Source organism: Paracnuella aquatica (assembly GCF_003332885.2).
Taxonomy (GTDB): domain Bacteria; phylum Bacteroidota; class Bacteroidia; order Chitinophagales; family Chitinophagaceae; genus Flavisolibacter; species Flavisolibacter aquaticus.
The window spans coordinates 311,274-332,763 of the sequence record NZ_QOWJ01000003.1 but is presented as its reverse complement, the minus strand read 5'-3'; the positions used below and the strand labels follow the sequence as shown (position 1 = coordinate 332,763).

Here is a 21,490-nt window from a genome sequence, read left to right as displayed (position 1 = left end):
CTCATAAACAACAATCAACCATGGCAAAATTAAATTTCGGTGGTGTTGAGGAAAACGTAGTAACCCGCGACGAGTTCCCGCTTTCCAAGGCACAACAGGTTTTAGCAAATGAAACAGTAGCCGTAATCGGTTACGGTGTTCAAGGTCCCGGCCAGGCACTCAACCAAAAAGACAATGGCATCAACGTGATCGTTGGCCAGCGCAAAAACTCAAAGACTTGGGATAAGGCAATCGCAGATGGTTTTGTACCCGGTGAAACTCTTTTTGAAATTGAAGAAGCGCTCCAACGCGGTACCATCATTTGCTACCTGCTGAGCGATGCCGCCCAGATTGCCCTGTGGCCTACCGTGCAAAAACACCTCACGCCAGGCAAAGCCCTGTATTTTTCGCATGGCTTTGGCATCACGTTCAACGAGCAAACTGGCATCATTCCGCCGTCCGATGTGGATGTATTCCTGGTAGCACCAAAAGGTTCGGGCACTTCACTGCGCCGTATGTTCCTGCAGGGCCGTGGCCTCAACTCTTCTTATGCCATTTACCAGGATGCAACCGGCCGCGCTAAAGAGCGGGTTATTGCACTGGGTATCGCCGTAGGCAGTGGCTACCTGTTCGAAACCGATTTCCGCAAAGAAGTATACTCCGATCTTACCGGCGAACGCGGTACCTTGATGGGCGCCATCCAGGGCATTTTTGCAGCACAATATCAAGTGCTGCGCGACAAAGGCCACACGCCTTCCGAAGCATTCAACGAAACCGTTGAAGAACTGACCCAGAGCCTGATGCCGCTGGTGGCCGAAAACGGTATGGACTGGATGTACGCCAACTGCTCTACTACCGCTCAGCGCGGCGCACTGGACTGGTGGAAAAAGTTCCGCGATGCAACCGCCCCTGTTTTCCGCGAACTGTACGAAAGTGTGGAAACCGGTAAAGAATCGCAGCGTTCAATCGACTCCAACTCGCAGCCTGATTACCGCGAGAAGTTAGAAGTGGAATTGAAAGAATTGCGCGAAAGCGAAATGTGGCAAGCCGGCAAAACCGTACGCAGCCTGCGTCCGGAAAACCAAAAGGTTGAAGCCGACGCAACAGCATAAATCATATTCGTGAAACGTGAAACGCCAAACGTGAAGAGATAAAATGGTTTATTGAACGAGCGGCAATGCTACTATGAAACTTTAGTTGCGACGCTCCATTCAACACCTGTAACGCTCATCAGCATTTGTATTACACAATGCTTGTAGCAACGCTACTTTTCACGTTTGACTTTTCACGTTTCACGATTTCCAAAAAGTATCAATGACATCGACCCACACCCTACCCGCACTGGATGTTGCAGGTGCAGCAGAGCGTTTAAAAAAAGTAGTGACCCGCACACCGCTGGCCTACAGCCACAACTTGTCCCGAAAGTATGGCGCCACCATTCTGCTCAAACGCGAAGACCTGCAAGTGGTACGTTCTTATAAACTGCGCGGTGCCTACAACATGATCGCATCGCTGCCGCAGGAGCAGCTCGAACATGGTGTTGTGTGTGCATCGGCCGGAAACCATGCTCAGGGCTTTGCTTACTCGTGCCGCAAAAAAGGCATTCGTGGTGTGGTGTTCATGCCCATCATCACGCCGCAGCAAAAAGTGCAGCAAACCAAAATGTTTGGCGAAGGCTTTATCGAGATCAAACTCGTAGGCGACACTTTTGACGATTGCGCGGCTGCTGCAAAAGAATACACACTGGCCAACGGCCTTACGTTCATTCCCCCGTTTGATGACCTGCGCATCATTGAAGGGCAGGCAACCGTAGGATTGGAAATACTCGAAGACCAGTCGGACATTGATTATATTTTTGTGCCGGTTGGCGGCGGCGGACTGGCCGCAGGTGTCGGCAGTTATTTTAAAAACTTTTCGCCCAAAACAAAAATCATCGGCTTGGAACCGGAAGGTGCGCCATCGATGAAAACCGCACTGGATGCAGGCCATCCGGTGACGTTAGAAAACATTGAACGCTTTGTAGACGGCGCTGCCGTAAAACGCGTGGGCGAAATCACCTTTTCCATTTGCAAAGAAGTGCTCGATGAAATGCACCTCGTAGCCGAAGGACAGGTTTGCTCCACCATTCTCAAATTATACAACGAAGATGCACTGGTGGTAGAACCCGCCGGCGCATTGTCCATTGCCGCACTGGATCATTTTGCCGATGAAATCAGGGGCAAAACCGTGGTATGCGTGGTCAGCGGATCGAACAACGATATTGCCCGTATGCAGGAGATCAAAGAACGGTCGCTGCAATACGAAGGGCTGAAGCACTATTTCCTCATCCGCTTTGCACAGCGCCCCGGCGCACTGAAAGAGTTTGTAAACCATGTACTGGGCCCCACCGACGACATTGTGCGGTTTGAGTACATGCAAAAGCACAACAAAGAAACCGGCCCTGCGTTGGTAGGCATTGAATTGCAATCGAAAACCGATTATGAAGTGCTGCTCACCAATATGAACCATTACGGCATCAACTACACCGAACTAAATAAGAACGATAACCTATTCGGCTACCTCGTATAATCACCATAAAAGACATTTCTTTTAAAGAATCCGCTTTTTTTCACACGCATTTCTATATTTTATTTAATGAAATGCTGTTTTTGTTGTAATTTCAAGCGATTGCCCCACCATATGATTAATGACTGATTTTTCGGGCAACCGACATTTTTTTAAATATATCAATGAAGCGTATGGCTGGCAACACCGGATTATATTCTCCCGCATTTGAACGCGACTCCTGTGGCATTGGCTTTGTGGCCAATATTAAAGGGCACAAATCACATCAGCATATTTCTGATGCCCTTACCATCCTCGAAAACATGGAGCACCGCGGTGCCTGCGGCTGCGAAAACAACACCGGCGACGGCGCCGGTATCATGATCCAGACACCCCATGAATTTTTCTTCGACGAATGCGTGAAGCTGGGCGTACACCTGCCTTCATTTGGCCGCTACGGCGTAGGCGTGCTGTTTTTTCCCAAAGACATCAGGCTGAAGGAAGAATGCCGCGATATTTTTAACCGCGCCGCCGAAAAGCTTGGCCTCGAAATCATTGCATACCGCAAGGTTCCCGTTAACCCCGATGGCATTGGTGCCACCGCCCTTTCGGTGGAGCCCGAAATGGAGCAGGTGTTTATTGCATCGCCCGACCATATTTCGAACCCTGAAGAATTTGAACGTAAATTGTTTGTGCTGCGCAACTACGCATCGCACCTCATCAACAATACCGTAAAACGCGACAACATCGGGTTTTACATTGCATCGCTTTCGTACAAAACCGTGGTGTACAAAGGCCAGCTTACCTCCAACCAGGTGCGTGGCTATTTCCCCGACCTGCAAAACAAGCGGGTAGTTTCGGCGTTTGGCCTGGTGCACAGCCGTTTTGCCACCAACACTTTTCCTTCGTGGAAACTGGCACAGCCGTTCCGGTTTATTGCCCACAACGGTGAGATCAACACGGTACAGGGCAACCTGAACTGGTTGAAAACTAACGAACGCAATTTTACCACGCCATACTTTTCCCGCGAGGAGATGGAGATGCTGCTGCCGATCGTTTCGGATGGACAATCCGACTCGGCCAGCCTCGACAACATGATTGAACTGCTGGCGCTCTGCGGCCGGTCGCTGCCGCATGTGATGATGATGCTGATCCCCGAAGCATGGGACGGCAACGACCTGATGGACCCGGTAAAAAAAGCATTTTACGAATTCCACGCTTCCTTTATGGAGCCTTGGGATGGCCCCGCCTCTATTTCGTTTACCGACGGAAAAATCATTGGCGCCACCCTCGACCGCAACGGTTTGCGCCCCTCCCGCTACGCTGTTACCAACGACGACCGCGTAATTATGGCCTCGGAAACCGGCGCACTGCCCGTTGACCCGAAAATTGTGATTGAAAAAGGCCGCCTGCAGCCCGGCAAAATGTTCGTGGTGGACATGGAGCAGGGCCGCATCATTTCCGACGACGAGCTGAAACAAACCATCTGCGGCCAAAAGCCTTATGCAGAGTTTTTGAACAAATACAAGATCCGCCTCGAGGAGTTGCCCGAGCCCCGCGTAACCTTTACGCACCTCGAGCATGAGCAGGTGTTCAAGTACCAAAAAGCTTTTGGCTACAGCACCGAAGACCTCGAAAACATCATTGCGCCAATGGCGCTGGACGGCAAGGAGCCCATTGGCTCGATGGGTACCGATGTGCCGCTGGCCGTGCTGAGCGACCAGCCGCAGCACCTCACTTCTTATTTTAAACAACTGTTTGCACAGGTTACCAACCCGCCCATCGATCCCATCCGCGAACGGCTGGTAATGTCGTTGGCCACGTTTGTGGGCAACAACGGTAGTTTGCTTACGGAAGATCCCATTGCTTGTCACACTGTGGCGTTGAAACAGCCCATCCTGAATAACCACGAGCTGGAAAAAATCCGCTCGATCGATACCGGCATTTTCCAGGCAAAAACATTGCAGCTTTATTTCCGCGCCGATGGCAAACCCGGCTCGCTGCAACGCGGCCTGGAGCGACTTTGCCGCTACGCAGTAGATGCGGTGGATGATGGTTTTGAAGTCCTGATCCTTTCCGACCGTGCCATCGACTCCGACCACGCCCCCATTCCATCCTTGCTGGCAACGGCGGCGGTGCACCATCACCTGATCCGTAAAGGAAAACGTGGACAGGTAGGCTTGGTGGTGGAAGCCGGCGACTGCTGGGAAGTGCATCATTTTGCCTGCCTGGTTGCCTTTGGCGCCACGGCCATCAACCCATACCTGGCGCTTTCGTCCATCCGCGACATGAAGCTGCAGGGCTTGCTGGAAACAAACCTCGACCCCGATTACCTGAAAAAAAATTATGTAAAAGCGGTTAACGAAGGGCTGCTGAAGGTGTTCTCTAAAATGGGCATCTCCACGCTGCAATCGTACCAGGGTGCACAGATCTTCGAGATTATCGGCATCAACCGTTCGGTGGTAGATAAATATTTTACCGGCGCTGTTTCCCGCATTGAAGGCATGGGCCTCGACGAAATAGCACGGGAAACTTTGGCCAAACACAACTTGGCATTTTCGCAAAAAGAACTGCCGGTTGACCGCCTGCCCGTTGGCGGCATTTACCAGTGGAAACGCAAAGGTGAATACCACCTGTTCAACCCGCAAACCATTCACCTGCTGCAATACAGCACGAGGCTGAACGATTACAACACGTTCAAAAAATATTCGAAACTGGTAAATGAGCAAACCGAAAAAGCGGCAACACTGCGCGGCCTCTTCCAGTTCAAACGCAACCGTCCTTCTATTTCCATCGACGAAGTAGAATCGGCCGAGAATATTTACAAACGCTTTGCTACCGGCGCTATGTCGTTTGGCTCCATTTCGCATGAAGCCCACAGCACACTGGCCATTGCCATGAACCGCCTGGGCGGTAAAAGCAATACCGGCGAAGGTGGCGAAGACGAGCTGCGCTACGAAAAGCTGCCCAACGGCGACTCGATGCGTTCGGCAATCAAACAGGTAGCCTCGGCCCGTTTTGGGGTAACGTCTTACTACCTCACCATGGCCGACGAGCTGCAGATCAAAATGGCGCAGGGTGCCAAGCCCGGCGAAGGCGGCCAGCTGCCCGGCCACAAAGTGGACGAATGGATCGGAAAAGTACGCCACGCCACTCCTGGCGTAGGTTTGATCTCTCCGCCTCCGCACCACGACATTTACTCGATTGAAGATTTGGCGCAGTTGATTTTTGATTTGAAAAATGCCAACCGCGAAGCCCGCATTTCTGTAAAACTGGTATCAAAAGCAGGCGTGGGCACCATTGCAGCCGGCGTTACCAAAGCAAAAGCCGATGTGGTGCTGATTGCCGGCCACGATGGCGGCACTGGTGCTTCGCCGCTGAGCTCCATCAAACATGCTGGTTTGCCCTGGGAACTGGGCCTTGCCGAAACACACCAGACCCTGGTAAAAAATAAACTGCGCAGCCGCGTGGTGGTTCAGGCCGACGGTCAAATGAAAACCGGTCGCGACATTGCCATTGCCACCCTGCTGGGTGCCGAAGAATGGGGCATCGCCACTGCCGCACTGGTGGTGGAAGGCTGCATCATGATGCGTAAATGTCACCTTAACACCTGCCCGGTGGGTGTAGCTACGCAAGATCCGGAGCTGCGCAAACGCTTTAATGGCGATGCAGAGCACGTGGTGAATTTCTTTAAATTCATTACGCAGGAACTGCGGGAAATTATGGCTGAACTGGGCTTCCGCACCATCAACGAAATGGTGGGCCAGGTTGATTGCCTGGAGCCCCGCAACGACGTAAGCCACTGGAAATACAGCAAGCTTGATCTTTCCCCGATTTTATACAAAGAACCCGCATCGCTGTACACCGGTTTGTACAAGCAGGAAGAGCAGGACCACGGCATTGCCAATGTGCTGGACTGGAAACTGATTGAAGCAGCAAAACCAGCCCTGGAACGCAGCGAAAAAGTGTACCAGGAGTTTAAGTGCATCAACACCGACCGCAGCATCGGCACCATGCTTTCGAACGAAATTTCGAAAACGCATAAAGCAGCCGGTTTGCCTGAAGACACCATCCACTACAAGTTTACCGGAACCGCCGGGCAAAGCTTTGGTGCGTTTAATACCAACGGACTGACGCTGGAACTGGAAGGCGATGCCAATGATTATTTTGGCAAAGGCTTATCAGGCGCCAAGCTGGTGGTGTACCCTTCGGCCGACGCAGGATTTGTGCCCGAGGAAAACATCATCATCGGCAACGTGGCCTTTTATGGCGGCACGTCGGGCTCGGCATACATCCGCGGTAAAGCAGGCGAACGCTTTGCGGTACGCAACTCCGGCGTAACTGCAGTAGTAGAGGGTGTTGGCGACCATGGCTGCGAGTACATGACCGGCGGCTGCGTGGTGATCCTCGGTAATACGGGACGCAACTTTGCAGCAGGCATGAGTGGCGGTATTGCTTACGTATACGATGTAACTGGCAATTTTGCTACGTTGTGCAACAACGAAATGGTAGACCTCGACCCCGTAGGCAGCGAAGATGCAGTGCAGCTGCGCAACATGATCGAAAATCATTTTGCCTACACCGGCAGCACTGTTGCCCGCTTTGTACTCGACGACTTTGATGCCCAGCTGCGCAATTTTGTAAAAGTGTTTCCCCGCGATTACAAAAAAGTGCTCCAGGCAAAAGCGCAGGCCGTTAAAGTGTAAAAAATATTTGAACCGCAAAAACACAATGGAGTGCGAAAAGCTCCGGCGTGTTTTTATGGTTTAAAAACCATCATCAATCATCTATCAACCATCATCTTCAATATGGGTAAGCCCACAGGATTTTTGGAATTTACTCGCGAACTGCCGGCCAAACGGCCTGTGCAGGAGCGGGTACAGGATTACAACGAATTTATTGAGCGATACTCCGAACAGCAGCTCAACAAACAGGCAGCCCGCTGCATGGATTGCGGCGTTCCGTTTTGCCACAATGGCTGCCCGCTGGGCAACATCATCCCGGAGTTTAACGATGCGGTGTACCGCAAGTCGTGGGAAGAAGCCTACGAAATACTTTCCCTCACCAACAACTTTCCCGAGTTTACCGGCCGCATTTGCCCCGCCCCTTGCGAAAGTGCCTGCGTACTGGGCATCAACCAGCCGCCCATTACCATCGAGGAAATTGAAAAGCACATCATTGAAATTGCTTTTGAAAAAGGCCTGGTAAAACCAAAAGCACCGCTGGTACGCACCGGCAAGAAAGTAGCTGTGATTGGTTCCGGCCCCGCTGGTATGGCCGCTGCTGCGCAACTGAATTATGCAGGTCACCTGGTTACCGTTTTTGAACGCGATGATGCGCCGGGCGGACTGCTCCGCTACGGCATTCCGGATTTTAAACTGGAAAAATGGGTGATCGACCGCCGCGTAGAACTGCTGGAGCAGGAAGGTGTGGCGTTTAAATACAACGCCAATGTAGGCGTGAATGTGAGTGTAAACGACCTGCTGCGTGAATTCAATGCTATTGTGCTGGCAGGTGGCTCCACTGTGCCCCGCGACCTGCCCGTGCCGGGCCGCGACCTGAAAGGCGTTCATTTTGCCATGCAATTTTTAAAACAGCAAAACAAACGCAACGCCGGCCTCGACCCGCTGGCAAACCCGCAGATCGAAAGCAATATTTTTTCCGAACAACTCAACGCTGCCGGCAAAAACGTAATCGTGATTGGCGGCGGTGATACCGGCTCGGACTGTGTAGGTACATCCAACCGGCACGGCGCCAAATCCATTGCACAATTTGAGCTGCTGCCCAAGCCGCCCGAAAGCCGTGCCGCATCGATGCCCTGGCCCACCTACCCCATGGTGCTGAAAACTTCCACTTCGCATGAAGAGGGCGTGGAACGCCATTGGGCTGTAGCCACCAAAGCCTTTTTGGGCGACGAAGCGGGCAACTTGCGGGCCCTGCAAGTGGTGGACCTGGAATGGAAGATCACCGAAGACGGCCGCCCTGCTTCTTTTGTAGAAGTTCCGGGATCGGAGCGGGAAATGCCCTGCGAACTGGCACTGCTGGCCATGGGTTTTGTGCATCCGCAAAAAGAAGGACTGCTGGCCCAACTCGACGTAGAGTTGGACGAACGGGGCAACGTGAAAGCTTCGGAGAAAGCGTACCAGACCTCGATTGGTAAAATATTCACTGCCGGCGATATGCGCCGCGGCCAGAGCCTGGTGGTTTGGGCGATCTCGGAAGGCCGGGAATGTGCCCGCAAAGTGGATGAGTACCTGATGGGTTACTCCATTTTGGAGTCAAAAGACCAAAGTTTGATCGCATTATAGAATTTAAAATACACTGTAAAATTCACTAAAAAGCTGCACTTGTTGCAGCTTTTTTGTTTTTGAGCGCTTTTCACCGAATCAAAATTATTTGAAAACGCCCATTACCAGCGGTAAGAAATAAATTATGAAATAATATATCTGTTTACACTAATAAATATTAGCGCGTTAACATTTAATTTAGTAATAGAAACGAACAGATAGTTTTTTATTTAATTTAAAATTGCTACGTGTATGCTTAAATTCAAACGCTCCATTTCCTTCCTTATTCTGGGCGTTATTGCCTTAGGCGCAGCCTTCGTTCCTTCCCTCCCTACTTTCGACGATGGTGGCAAAATTTATAATAGCGCCGATATTGCATGGATTATTGTTGCAGCGGCCCTGGTATTCCTGATGACGCCCGGTCTGGCTTTCTTCTACGGTGGCATGGTACACCGCAAGAACGTGATCTCTACCATGATCAAAAGCATCGTGGCCACAGGCGTGGTAAGCGTGTTGTGGGTAACGGTGGGCTTCAGCCTTTGCTTTGGCGACTCTATAGGCGGCTTTATCGGCGACCCTACCACGTTTATGTTTTTTAAAAACGTGCTGTCCGGCGCTCCTGAACTGGCTGGCGGTGCCACTAAGTTTACAATCCCACTGGCACTGTTTGCCATGTTCCAATTAATGTTCGCCATCATCACCCCCGGACTGGTGGTAGGTGCCGTGGCCGAACGCATCCGTTTTACTTCTTATGTTTTATTTATAGCCCTTTTTAGCCTGCTGATTTATGCTCCTATTGCACACTGGACCTGGCATCCCGATGGCTTCCTGTTTCAAATGGGCGCCCTTGATTTTGCCGGCGGTACCGTAGTGCACATTTCTGCTGGTTGCGCTGCATTGGTTGGCGCCATAGTGTTGAAACGCCGCCAGGTGCATCTTGAGCAGAAAGAAATTCCGCCTGCAAACATTCCTTACGTACTGATTGGAACCGGTTTGCTATGGTTTGGCTGGTTTGGCTTCAACGCAGGTTCGGCACTGGGTGCCAACGCACTGGCTGTTTCCGCTTTTGCCACTACCAACACGGCTGCTGCTGCCGCAGGTCTTTCCTGGATGTTCTTTGATGTACTGCGCGGTAAAAAACCTTCTGTATTGGGCTTTTGCATCGGTGCGGTGGTTGGCCTGGTGGCCATTACGCCTGCGGCTGGTTTTGTAGCTGTTCCGCAATCCATCACCATCGGTGTGGTTGCCGCGGTGATCTCTAACCTCGCTGTTTACTACAAACAACGCTCTACACTGGACGATACCCTCGACGTATTTCCCTGCCACGGTATTGGCGGCATGGTAGGTATGCTGCTGACTGGCGTGTTTGCCACCAAAACCATCAATGGCGCCGGCGCCGATGGCCTGATGTATGGCAATGTAGATTTCTTCCTGACACAGGTAAAAGCACTGGCCATTGTGGTGGCTTACAGCGTAGCCATGTCGTTTGTCATCTTTAAAATTGTAAACCTGATCCAACCGCTGCGCGTAGCACCAGAAGACGAAGAACTGGGCCTGGATGCATCGCAGCACGACGAAAAATACCTGCAAGGCACACTGCTGGTTGATAAAAAAGGAAAGATCGAAGAAGAAGCACTTTCTGAAATTTAATGCCCGCCCTGAATACTATCTAAAGGCAGAAGGGCTACAATAACCACTGGGGCCCTTCTCCTTTTCAACTTCCTGCCTAACAATACTTGTACCCCGTTTTACCAAAACAAAAAAGGCACAGCACCGAATAAGCCTCTGATCCAGGCAAATGGGCTGCACCTTAATTTCTACTTACGTAAAAACCAAATCAATGTTACGAAAAATAATCTTTTCAGCAGTAGCTGCTGCGGCTACCTGCACACAAGTAAATGCTCAGGATTCAACAGAGGCGCAACCAAAATTAGCTATATCCGGGTACGTAGATGTGTACTATCGCTTTAACCTGAGCAACCCTAAAAAGGCCACCGACCAGTTCAACAACTTCACTTCGTTTACCAATTCGCAAAACTCATTTGAACTGAACATGGCTTCGGTAAAACTGGAGCACAGCTTTGGTAAAGTAGGCGTGGTGGCTGATCTTGGCTTTGGCAAAAGAGCCGAAGAATTTTCTTATGCCGATGACAAAACAAGGCTCGCAATCAAACAGGCTTATGTAAGCTACAGCCCACTGGCCAATGTAAAACTATCGGCTGGTAGCTGGGCTACGCATGTGGGCTACGAACTGGTAGACCCGACGCTGAACCGCAACTACAGCATGAGTTACATGTTTTCGTACGGCCCCTTTGCACACACCGGCATCAAGGCCGATGTTGCTTTGGGTAAAAGCGGGTTCATGATCGGTGTAACCAACCCCACCGACCTGAAATCGGCCAACTTTGCCCGCAAATTTTTGATTGCGCAATACAGCCTTTCAATGATCGACGACAAGTTGAAAGCGTATGTAAACTACCAGGGCGGCAAACCCGGCGATGGCCAGCGCATGAACCAGTTTGACATTACTGTAACCGGTGCCATTTCCAACAAGTTCAGCATGGGTTATAACGGAACCGTACAATCGCTGCAGGCAAAAGAAAATGGTGGCAAATTTGGCGACGGCAGCAAATGGTGGGGATCGGCGCTTTATTTCAACTTAGATCCAACCGAGAACTTCGGTCTCACCTGGCGCACCGAGTATTTCTCCAACGAGAAAGCCGTGGTAGCGGCACCGGAAGCCAACATCTTTTCCAACACACTTTCTGCAAATTTCAAAGTAGGACCACTCACCATCATTCCTGAAATCCGCCTTGAAAACGCAAATACCGCTATCTATACAAAAGGCGACAAAATTGGTGCTGAAAAAAGCACTGCCAGCGCACTGGTTGCCGCGGTATACGCATTCTAAGGCAGCCAAGGTTCACATCGAGAAAAACAAAACAAGGGACACCAAATGGTGTCCCTTAATTTTTTGTGCAGTTATAAAAAAATGCAGCCTTAATTATTGCAAACCCGCTGCTAAGCCGAGTTGCGGCCGGCATTGATGATACCAAACGAACAGCGCACCAGCAGCCTTTCCAGCGACTCGCGGCCTTCGGCAGGATGCTGGCCTGCTTCGATTTTGCGGATTACGCAAATGGCATATTGCTGGATGGTTGTAAGCGGCAACACGATGCGTTCCCGCATTTGAATCGACAACTGGTCCACAGGGTAATCGGCCATCAGTTCGGTCTTATCGGTCAGTTGCAAAATGTAACGCTGCGTCAGCTCGTACTCTTCGTAAATCATGCGCCAGATCTCGCCAAACTGCGGGTCATCGGCCAGGTAAGCAGTGAGCGGGAAAAAGCATTTACGCATCGCCATCTCACAGTTATCAATAAGCGTTTTAAAAAAAAGCGACGACCGATACAGTTCTTTCAATTGGCCCATCTTGCCGCGGCTTTCCAACTCTTTCAGCGAACTGCCCACGCCGTAATAACCCGGCACGTTTTGTTTGAGCTGGCTCCATGAACCCACGAACGGAATGGCCCGCAAATCTTTCAGCGATAGCTTTGCATTAGCACTACGTTTTGCCGGGCGGCTGCCGATGTTGGTTTCGGCGTAAAACTTCAATGGACTTACATGCGACAGGTATGGCAAAAAGAGCGGATGCTCTTTCAACGCCTGGTACGATTTCAAGCCTTCGTCTGCAAGTTCCTGCATCAAGGCAACATCGCCATCATCGAGCAGGCGCTCCTTGCGTGGAAATAAATCATTGGTAATACCGGCATTGAGCAATTGCTCAATATTGAATTGTGCCGAATCGATGGTGCCAAAGTTGGATGAAACCGTTTGGCCCTGGATGGTCAGTTGTATTTCTTTATTGGAAATATTCTTACCCATCGATGCATAAAACTTATGCGTTTTACCACCGCCCCGTGCAGGAGGACCGCCACGGCCATCAAAGAACACCACATCGATGCCGTATTCTTTAGAAACCTGGGTTAGTTCTTCTTTTGCTTTATAAATGCTCCAGTTGGCCATCAGGTAGCCACCATCTTTGGTACCATCTGAAAAGCCCACCATGATCGTTTGCGTATTGCGGCGCAGACGCAGGTGGCTTTTATAGTCTTCGTTTTCGTACAGGCGGCGCATGATGTCCGGTGCATGGCGCAGGTCATCGATGGTTTCAAAAAGCGGAACAATATCTACCCGCATGTCCGCTTTTTTCCAGCCACCCAGCAGGAACAATCCGTACACTTCCAGCACATTCCTGGCCTTGTTGCACTGGCTGATGATGTAGCGATGGCAACCCAGCTCACCGTTTTCCTGTTGGATTGTTTTTACTGCACCCACCGAAAGCAGCGTGTCTTTTACCAACGCATCATCAAAGCTGTCGGCGTTGGCCGGCGTGCTTATTTGGGTGAGCAACCGCTCCTGCTCTTCTTCTGAAAGTTGCGCGTAATTAGTCGGTAGCCCCGCGCCCTTTGCAGCAATAGCTTCCAGCACCTGCCCGTGGCTGTCGCTGTCCTGCCTGATGTCCAATGATGCAAAATGCATCCCGAACACCTGCACTTTGTTGATCAGCAGGTCGAGCTGGTTGAGGAACAAACCATTGTGCTGGTGTACCAGTATATCACGAATGGCCTGCAGTTTTTCCAGAATAAAATCGCGGGAAATATCCAGCTGGTGGCCCGGTATAAACAGGTTCGTGTACAGGCGTTCTTCCAGCTCAATGAGGATTACATCAAGCCCGCGGAAAGTAAGCCGGCGTTTGAGCTTGCGCACATCCAGGTAATAACATTTCAGCACGCTGGAACGCAGCGCTGCCGCCACTTTCAGCGTTGTTTCGGTGGTTACGTTCGGGTTGCCGTCGCGGTCGCCACCGGGCCAAAAGCCCATATTGATCACCGCATTTTGCGATGAAAGTGCATGCGGGAACCGTTCTTTTAAATACGTAACAATGCGGCCTGCAGCGTTGTAAAAAATATTTTCTAAATACCACACCAGGCTCACTGCTTCATCATAAGGTGTGGGCTTTTGTTTTTTGAAAAATGGCGTTTTACCCAATTGCTGCAACAGCAGGTTTACCAGCTGCGCATTGTTATCGGAAAGTGCTTTGGAGAGATCGTGTATGATGCCCAACACCGGGCCGGGATAAAACTGCGTGGGATGCGCCGTAAGCACCAGCCGGATGGCAAAGTCTTTCAGCTTTTCCGACAGTTCCTCTTCGCTGCCCGTCTGCAGCACTTCACTTTCTAGGTGCTTTAGCGAGCCGGCACCATTGATGTCGTGCACTTCTTTAAAAGCAGCATCTTCAAGGGCATCGAACAGCACCACCTGCCGCTCCACGTACTGCACAAAACGAAACAGGACATCGATCTGTTCGCGTGGGCTGGAAAGCATGGTATAGCGCTGGAAAAAATCATCAATAATCTGCTCCGGGCTTTGCTTTTTCTTAAAGCCTTCTTCGCAATGATTGAGCAACAGCGAAAGCTGCACACCTGTTTTTTCGATGCGGTGAAACGGTAGTGAAGTAAATAGGGAATTGTACAGTTGAAACTTGATGCCGACACTGTTTTTAAACTGCTGCAATCCGCGGGAAGCGTTGTGATCCATGAACGTTTATCCTTTCAGTGATGAAATAGTAATCATTAATTTGATATGGCAGCATCCTTGCAAGCGTATGAAAGTACAGCGAAGGCAGCATTTCATAAAATAATTTTTATAAATTTTGCCTGTTTATTGAATAATCTTTACCTTGGCACTCTATCCACGTGTTTTATTCTACACAACATATCATTCCTTCCACTACGGCAACCAGCCTTACTATGACTATTGCCCGCACTACAACCATCACCATTATTACAACCCGAAAGGGTTGTCTGTAGTCATATTGCCTGTTGGGCCCCTGCGCTGAATACCGAGTTAACACTCCAATTTATTACGCTTATACAGTAACCAAACTGTTTGTTTAAATACCCTCAAATGTTTGTATTAAAATTTGGTGGCACTTCGGTGGCACATGCTGAAAATATAAAGAAAGTTACAGCCATCGTTCGTGAAAAAGTGGCCACGGGAAAAGCGCTGGTGGTTGTATCGGCACTGAGTGGCGTAACCGATGCGCTGCTGCGCTGCGGAACACTGGCGGCCCTGGGCAATGCAGCGTATAAACAAGACCTGCAGGAAGTAACCCAACGCCACCTCGATGCGGTGCAAAACCTGCTGCCCCTCACCCACCAAAGTGCACTGCTGAGCCGCGTGATGCAGCAATGCCACGAAGTGGAAGATCTGTGCAACGGCATTTTCCTGCTGGGCGAATTTTCGGATCGTACCCGCGATAAGTTGCTGGCCTACGGCGAGCTGCTTTCTTCGCAAATTATTTCGACTTATTGGGCATCGGAGAGCCTGGAAAACCAATGGATCGATTCGCGGCAAATGATTGTAACAGACAGCAAGTTTACCAACGCAACCGTTGATGTAGCGGCAACCGAAGAAAAAATCAAAGACCATTTTGCAGCAGCCAATGCGCAACTCTTTATTGCGCCCGGCTTTGTAGCGGCCAATGAACAAGGTGTAACTACCACGCTGGGCCGCGGTGGCTCGGACTATACCGCGGCTATTTATGGCGCAGCCTTAAATGCAACCGAAGTGGAAATCTGGACCGATGTATCAGGCATGATGACCGCCGACCCACGGCTGGTAACCAATGCACGCCCCATTGTGCAGATCTCCTACCACGAAGCCATGGAACTATCGCATTTTGGTGCAAAAGTTATTTACCCGCCTACCGTATCGCCGCTGATGCACAAAGGCATACCGGTTTGGGTAAAAAATACGTTCGCACCAGCAGATTACGGCACGGTGATCAAAGCCGAAGTGGCCGGCAACGGCAACACCATCCGGGGCATTTCCAGCATCAACAATATTGCGTTGCTTTCACTTGAAGGCAGCAGCATGGTGGGCATCCCGGGCTTTAGCAAACGTTTGTTTGAGGCACTTGCCAACAGCAACATCAACGTGATCCTCATCACGCAGGCATCGTCGGAGCATTCTATCTGTGTGGGCGTAAACGAAAACGCAGCCGAAAGAGCCAAACTGGCCGTGGATAAGGCTTTCAGCCCTGAAATTGAAGCAGGCAAGGTAAACCCGCTGTCGGTTGAAACCGGTCTTTCCATTATAGCCGTAGTCGGCGACAATATGAAAAGCCACGCAGGAACGAGCGGAAAAATGTTTGCTGCCATTGGCCGCAACGGCATCAATGTGCGGGCCATTGCTCAAGGTTCATCAGAACGAAATATTTCCGCAGTGATCGCATCAGCCGATGTAAAAAAAGCAGTGAACGTGTTGCACGAAGCCTTTTTTGAAACAACATATAAGCAGGTCAATCTTTTTGTGATTGGCACCGGCAATGTAGGCGGCAAATTGCTGGCGCAAATGCAGCAGCAGGTGCAATACCTGCAGCAACACCTGCACCTGCAAATACGCCTGATTGGCTTGGCCAACAGCCGCAAAATGCTATTTGCCGATAACGGTATTGATTTAAACAACTGGAAAGCGCAACTGGACGGCGGTGAGCCTATGGAGTTGCAGCAGTTTGTGCAAAAAATTGAAGAAAAAAACCTGCGCAACTCCGTGTTTGTAGATGTAACAGCCAATGCGCAAGTGGCATCCATTTATGACCAGTTGCTGGAGCGTAGCATATCGGTAGTGGCGTGCAACAAAATCGCTTGTTCATCACCGTATGTACATTACCGTAAGCTTAAGGATCTTTCACGAGAGTACAACGCTGCCTTTCATTTTGAAACAAACGTGGGTGCAAGCCTGCCCATCATCGGCACCATCAACGACCTGTTGCGCAGCGGCGATGCCGTGCAAAAAATGCAGGCAGTACTCAGTGGCACTCTCAATTTTGTGTTTAACAATTACGACGGCACCCGCAGCTTTGCACAGGTGGTGCGGCAGGCGCAGGATGAAGGCTACACCGAGCCCGACCCGCGGCTTGACCTGAGCGGCACCGATGTGGCCCGCAAAATCCTGATCCTGGCAAGGGAAGCCGGCGAGCAACTGGAAATGGAAGACATCACCAACCAGCCGTTTATGCCGGAAAGTTGCATGCAGGGCAGCGTGGAAGATTTTTATGCCGAAATGGAACGCCAGGAACCGCATTTCAGAAGCCTGCTGGATACCGCCAATGCGGAAGGTAAAAAGCTGAAGTTTGTAGCGCAATACCACAACGGCAAAGCCGCAGTGGGCCTGCAACACATTGACCCGGCACACGACTTTTTCCATCTTTATGGCAAAGACAATATTGTGCTGTTTTACACCAACCGTTACACCGAGCAACCGATGGTGGTAAAAGGCGCCGGCGCCGGAGCAGAGGTAACCGCATCAGGTGTGTTTGCCGATGTGATCCGGGCGGCGAGGATTTAAATCAATTATGAATGATAAATTATGGATGATGAGATTCCCTCCTAATTCCTAATTTATAATTCAACAATTATAACTATTAACGTGACTTCAATAAAAGTACAGGCGCCGGGAACGGTAGCCAATCTTGTTTGCGGCTTCGATGTGCTGGGTCTTTGTCTGGAAGCACCATACGATACCATGGAAGTGCGGCTGCTGAACGAACGCAAAGTGATCGTTCAAAGTGCGGACGGCTATCCCTTACCCACGGATCCGTTGCAAAACACTGCCGGTGCGCCGCTGGTTGAGATGATCAAGGAGCTGGACGAATCCATAGGCTTTGAAGTGCTCATCCACAAAGCCATCAAACCGGGCAGCGGCATTGGTTCCAGCGCAGCCAGTGCAGCGGGTGCCGTGGTGGCTGCCAATCACTTGCTGAACCTGCGTTTTAGCAAAGAAGACCTGGTGCGCTTTGCGCTTTTTGGCGAAAAAGTAGCATCGGGTGTAAAGCACGCCGACAATATTGCGCCTTGTATTCACGGCGGCATCACGCTCATCCGATCCATTTACCCACTGGATATTATTTCGATACCAGCACCGGAACTGTATGTAACGGTGGTGCATCCGCAAATTGAAGTAAAGACCTCCGATGCCCGACAGATCCTGCGCAAGGAAGTTTTGCTGAAAGACGCCATCAAACAATGGGGCAATATTGCGGGCCTGGTGGCGGGTTTTATGAAATCGGATTACGACCTCATTGGCCGGTCGCTGGAAGACGTGATCATTGAGCCGCTGCGCAGTATTTTAATTCCGGGCTTTGCCGAGGTGAAATCAAAATCAATCGAAGCAGGCGCATTGGGTGGCGGTATTTCAGGCTCAGGCCCTTCCATTTTTATGCTCAGCAAGGATAAAGAAACCGCCGAAGCCGTGTCCAACATCATGCATGAAACTTACCAGCGCATTGGGTTGGAGCACCACACTTATGTGACGCGGGTAAACGGACAAGGCGTTACCGTAGTTGTTTAGGAAACCGCTTTTTATTTACCTAAACCACTAAAACCTAAACCTTCAAATCATTTTCCAAACAGCAACATGCAATTTCACAGCCTCAATAAACAAGCACCCGCGGTTGATTTCCGCACTGCTACCATCAACGGGCAAGCTCCTGATAAAGGTTTGTATTTTCCAGAGCACATTCCATTTCTGCCCAACGATTTTATCAATGAAATCAACTTTTACTCCAAGGAAGAAGTGGCCCTGCAAGTGATTGCGCCTTATGTGGGCAACAGCATTCCGCGCAGCGAGCTGCAACGCATTGTTGCGGAAACAGTGGCTTTTGATTTCCCACTGGTACCCATAACCGAAAACATACAATCGCTTGAGTTGTACCATGGGCCAACGCTGGCGTTTAAAGATGTGGGCGCCCGGTTTATGAGCCGTTGCCTTGGCTATTTTGTGCAGGGTCAAAATGGAAAAGTAACCGTGCTGGTGGCCACATCAGGTGATACAGGCGGTGCTGTTGCCAATGGTTTTTATGGCGTTGATGGCGTTGATGTGATAATTCTTTATCCATCCGGTAAAGTAAGCCCAGTGCAGGAGCTACAGCTTACAACCCTTGGTAAAAACGTAACGGCACTGGAAGTGGCCGGCCGCTTTGACGATTGCCAACGCATGGTAAAGCAGGCCTTTGCCGACGATACTTTGCAAAAAGAATTATTTCTTACCTCGGCCAACTCCATCAACGTAGCACGCTGGCTGCCGCAGCAGGTGTATTATTTCTTTGCATGGCAGCAGTGGGCCGACAAAGAACACCCGCCGGTAATTTGTGTACCCAGCGGCAACTTTGGCAACATTTGCGCAGGTGTGCTGGCAGCACAATCGGGGCTGCCGGTACAGCATTTTATTGCGGCCTGCAATGCCAACGATATTGTACCGCAATACCTGCAATCGGGCAACTATGCGGCAAAGGAAGCAGTTGCCACACTTTCCAATGCAATGGATGTAGGCGACCCCAGCAACTTCGTACGCATTCTGGAAATTTTTCAAAACGAATTTGCTGCACTTAAAAATAAACTGAGTGCCACATCAGTGTCGGATGAGGAAACCAAGGCCACCATTGCGCGGGTTTTTGGCGAACAAAATTATGTGCTGGACCCGCACGGCGCCGTAGCATATTTATCGCTGGAGCGATACCTGCAACAGCACCCGGCGCAAAAAGGATATATCCTTGAAACCGCCCACCCGGTGAAGTTTCCGGAGGCTGTAGAGCAGGCAACCGGGCAAAAGATTGAAGTGCCACAGTCGATACAAGGATTGTTTGGAAAAGAAAAACAAAGCATCAAGATGGAGCCGGACTTCGAAGCGTTGAAGTCATTTTTGCTGGATAAAAAATAGCAGTGTCACTTTTTTTGAAACTGTAAGCTCCCCCAATCTTCGGCCAGTGAAGTTAGAGTTATCAACCGAGTGAGTTGTTAACTTTAAACTTTGATACATGAAAAAGCGATTTACAGAGAATCAGATTGTAGCTGCCATCAAAAAGCAGGAAGCCGGTATTGCAGTGAAAGAGATTTGTCGGGAGCTGGGCATCTCGGATGCGACCTTTTACAACTGGAAGGCCAAGTACGGCGGCATGGAAGCCAGTGACGTAGCTAAACTAAAGGAGTTGGAAAGGGAGAATGCGGAACTCAAAAAAATGTTTGCGGAAGCCAGCATTGAGATCCGGGCGATGAAAAACCTTATTGAAAAAAAGTTCTAACGCCTGAGATGAAGCGGGAAGCTGTAGACTTCTTAACAAAGGAAGAGCAGCTCAGTAATCGCAAGGCGTGTGGGCTGATGGGACTGTCCCGAACCACCTATCAGTACAAACGAAAAACAAAAGATGATGGTGAAGTGCAGGAGGCATTAACCACGCTTACCACCCGGCATCCTGCCATAGGCTATTGGCAGTGTTGTTACCGGCTTTGGAACAAAGGTCACCAGTGGAATCACAAAAGGATTTACCGAGTTTATACCGACATGAAGCTCAATATCAGAAGAAGGGCGAAGAAAAGATTACCCGAACGGGTAAAGCAGCCCCTTGCTGTCCCCACAGCTCCCAATCAGGTGTGGAGCATTGATTTTATAAGTGATAGCCTAATAGATGGAAGGCGCTTCAGGCTCTTGAACATCTTGGATGATTTTAATCGTGAGTCGCTGGCCATTGAAGTAGACACCTCCCTGCCTTCGCTGCGAGTGATCAGGGTGCTGGAGAAACTGGTAGCTGACAGAGGCTGTCCTTCGAACATCCGCTGCGACAATGGTCCGGAGTTCATCTCTGATAAGCTGGAAGAGTGGTGCGCTCATCCAAGCCGTAGGATCAGCATTCAGTTTATCCAGCCTGGCAGGCCTATGCAGAACGCCTACATTGAACGAAAGAACGGAAGCATCAGGCGTGAATTGCTGAATGCTTATTTGTTTAGCAGCCTTTCGGAAGTACGGGCACTAAGCGAAGAGTGGAGAGTAGACTACAACACGGAAAGACCTCATAAATCATTGGGTTATTTGTCTCCTTTAAAATATGCGCAGGTGCACGGGCGGCAGGCAGCTTTATCCACACCGGCTCGCGAAAAATCAAATCAAATTGAAGCGCAGCCGGTCGTGGATAAAGCGGTGCAACACAAAAAGAAAACTACATTTGAAAACGCTAACTGACACTGGCACTAAAAAAGGGGGAGCTTACAAAACCTTAATTAAAGCTATTTGTAAAGCAGGTTTTCATCAGCATTACAACAAAACAAAAAGCTCCGTTTGGAGCTTTTTGTTTTACTAGGTTTATTGTTTTTGCTATAGCAAAAAGGGTTTGCACCGTTAGGCATCCACCGAATCGTACACTACTACTTTCTTCCACAGGTGGCTGTAGTTTTTTACAAAATCAAGATGTACCGGGTCAACCTGGTAGCGGTCTTGCGCAGCCTTATTGCCAAACACCAACAGCCACGATACGGCGTAGGAACGATCAATTACATCGCGGTTTGTATCGGCAGGAACACCAATGTGACTCATTTGAATGTCTTTGATTTTTACCAGTGTCCGCAGGCCTTCAACCAGCTTATCGCGGTCGGCAGTGCTGGAGGGATTATTAAGCCAAAAATAAACGTGGTGTATGAATTTGCCATTGGCGGCATCGGCAGCTTTCACAGTGTTGTTTGCAATACCAGTTGCGGCAACAGCCATAGTGGCCTGCGCCAAAAATTTCCGACGGTTCTGCATGTGCATTAAGGTTTGGGTAAATGTACTACGCAACAAACTTT

General features: G+C 50.1%; 11 protein-coding genes and 1 pseudogene. 10 read left to right on the top strand and 2 right to left on the bottom strand.

The genetic code is table 11. The features are described from left to right. Nucleotides 1-20 precede the first annotated feature (20 nt). The 6 genes from ilvC (at nucleotide 21) to DRJ53_RS07630 (ending at nucleotide 11,721) form a co-directional block, all read left to right on the top strand. The gene (ilvC, locus tag DRJ53_RS07655; protein ID WP_114235010.1) at nucleotides 21-1,091 is read left to right on the top strand and encodes a ketol-acid reductoisomerase; all 1,071 of its coding nucleotides are present in this window, start codon (nucleotides 21-23) and stop codon (nucleotides 1,089-1,091) included. A 202-nt stretch (nucleotides 1,092-1,293) separates the two neighbouring features. Next, the gene (ilvA, locus tag DRJ53_RS07650) at nucleotides 1,294-2,547 is read left to right on the top strand and encodes a threonine ammonia-lyase (RefSeq protein ID WP_114235009.1); all 1,254 of its coding nucleotides are present in this window, start codon (nucleotides 1,294-1,296) and stop codon (nucleotides 2,545-2,547) included. 161 nt (nucleotides 2,548-2,708) lie between these two features. After that, the gene (gltB, locus tag DRJ53_RS07645) at nucleotides 2,709-7,229 is read left to right on the top strand and encodes a glutamate synthase large subunit (RefSeq protein WP_241558490.1); all 4,521 of its coding nucleotides are present in this window, start codon (nucleotides 2,709-2,711) and stop codon (nucleotides 7,227-7,229) included. Between the two features lie 30 nt (nucleotides 7,230-7,259). Next, on the top strand, nucleotides 7,260-8,831 hold the full coding sequence (locus DRJ53_RS07640; RefSeq protein ID WP_241558489.1) for a glutamate synthase subunit beta: 1,572 nt from the start codon (nucleotides 7,260-7,262) through the stop codon (nucleotides 8,829-8,831). Nucleotides 8,832-9,062: 231 nt separating this feature from the next. After that, on the top strand, nucleotides 9,063-10,460 hold the full coding sequence (locus DRJ53_RS07635) for an ammonium transporter (RefSeq protein WP_114235006.1): 1,398 nt from the start codon (nucleotides 9,063-9,065) through the stop codon (nucleotides 10,458-10,460). A 190-nt stretch (nucleotides 10,461-10,650) separates the two neighbouring features. Then, on the top strand, nucleotides 10,651-11,721 hold the full coding sequence (locus DRJ53_RS07630; RefSeq protein WP_114235005.1) for an outer membrane beta-barrel protein: 1,071 nt from the start codon (nucleotides 10,651-10,653) through the stop codon (nucleotides 11,719-11,721). Between the two features lie 110 nt (nucleotides 11,722-11,831). On the opposite strand, the gene DRJ53_RS07625 is transcribed toward DRJ53_RS07630, so the two are convergent. Further along, complete coding sequence (locus DRJ53_RS07625; RefSeq protein WP_114235004.1) at nucleotides 11,832-14,411, bottom strand: phosphoenolpyruvate carboxylase; 2,580 nt, start codon at nucleotides 14,409-14,411, stop codon at nucleotides 11,832-11,834. Between the two features lie 369 nt (nucleotides 14,412-14,780). Here DRJ53_RS07625 and thrA point away from each other — a divergent pair, with 369 nt between their 5' ends. The 4 genes and pseudogenes from thrA to DRJ53_RS07605 form a co-directional block, all read left to right on the top strand. After that, nucleotides 14,781-17,225: a bifunctional aspartate kinase/homoserine dehydrogenase I gene (thrA, locus tag DRJ53_RS07620; RefSeq protein WP_114235003.1), complete on the top strand. Its 2,445-nt coding sequence runs from the start codon at nucleotides 14,781-14,783 to the stop codon at nucleotides 17,223-17,225. Nucleotides 17,226-17,306: 81 nt separating this feature from the next. Then, nucleotides 17,307-18,227, top strand: a complete 921-nt coding sequence (locus DRJ53_RS07615; protein ID WP_114235002.1) for a homoserine kinase — start codon at nucleotides 17,307-17,309, stop codon at nucleotides 18,225-18,227. A gap of 66 nt (nucleotides 18,228-18,293) precedes the next feature. Further along, entirely contained in the window at nucleotides 18,294-19,595 is a 1,302-nt protein-coding gene (gene thrC / locus DRJ53_RS07610) for a threonine synthase (protein ID WP_114235001.1), read from the top strand. A gap of 97 nt (nucleotides 19,596-19,692) precedes the next feature. Next, nucleotides 19,693-20,759, top strand: a pseudogene (locus DRJ53_RS07605) (IS3 family transposase); the annotation flags it as partial. 288 nt (nucleotides 20,760-21,047) lie between these two features. Here DRJ53_RS07605 and DRJ53_RS07600 read toward each other — a convergent pair. Then, nucleotides 21,048-21,449, bottom strand: a complete 402-nt coding sequence (locus DRJ53_RS07600; protein ID WP_241558488.1) for a Dabb family protein — start codon at nucleotides 21,447-21,449, stop codon at nucleotides 21,048-21,050. Nucleotides 21,450-21,490 lie beyond the last annotated feature (41 nt).

Coding starts and splice junctions, on each gene's coding strand:
- ilvC (WP_114235010.1), top strand. CDS start 21: ATGGCAAAATTAAATTTCGGTGGTGTTGAGGAAAACGTAGTAACCCGC.
- ilvA (WP_114235009.1), top strand. CDS start 1,294: ATGACATCGACCCACACCCTACCCGCACTGGATGTTGCAGGTGCAGCA.
- gltB (WP_241558490.1), top strand. CDS start 2,709: ATGAAGCGTATGGCTGGCAACACCGGATTATATTCTCCCGCATTTGAA.
- DRJ53_RS07635 (WP_114235006.1), top strand. CDS start 9,063: ATGCTTAAATTCAAACGCTCCATTTCCTTCCTTATTCTGGGCGTTATT.
- DRJ53_RS07630 (WP_114235005.1), top strand. CDS start 10,651: ATGTTACGAAAAATAATCTTTTCAGCAGTAGCTGCTGCGGCTACCTGC.
- DRJ53_RS07625 (WP_114235004.1), bottom strand. CDS start 14,411: ATGGATCACAACGCTTCCCGCGGATTGCAGCAGTTTAAAAACAGTGTC.
- thrA (WP_114235003.1), top strand. CDS start 14,781: ATGTTTGTATTAAAATTTGGTGGCACTTCGGTGGCACATGCTGAAAAT.
- thrC (WP_114235001.1), top strand. CDS start 18,294: ATGCAATTTCACAGCCTCAATAAACAAGCACCCGCGGTTGATTTCCGC.
- DRJ53_RS07600 (WP_241558488.1), bottom strand. CDS start 21,449: ATGCAGAACCGTCGGAAATTTTTGGCGCAGGCCACTATGGCTGTTGCC.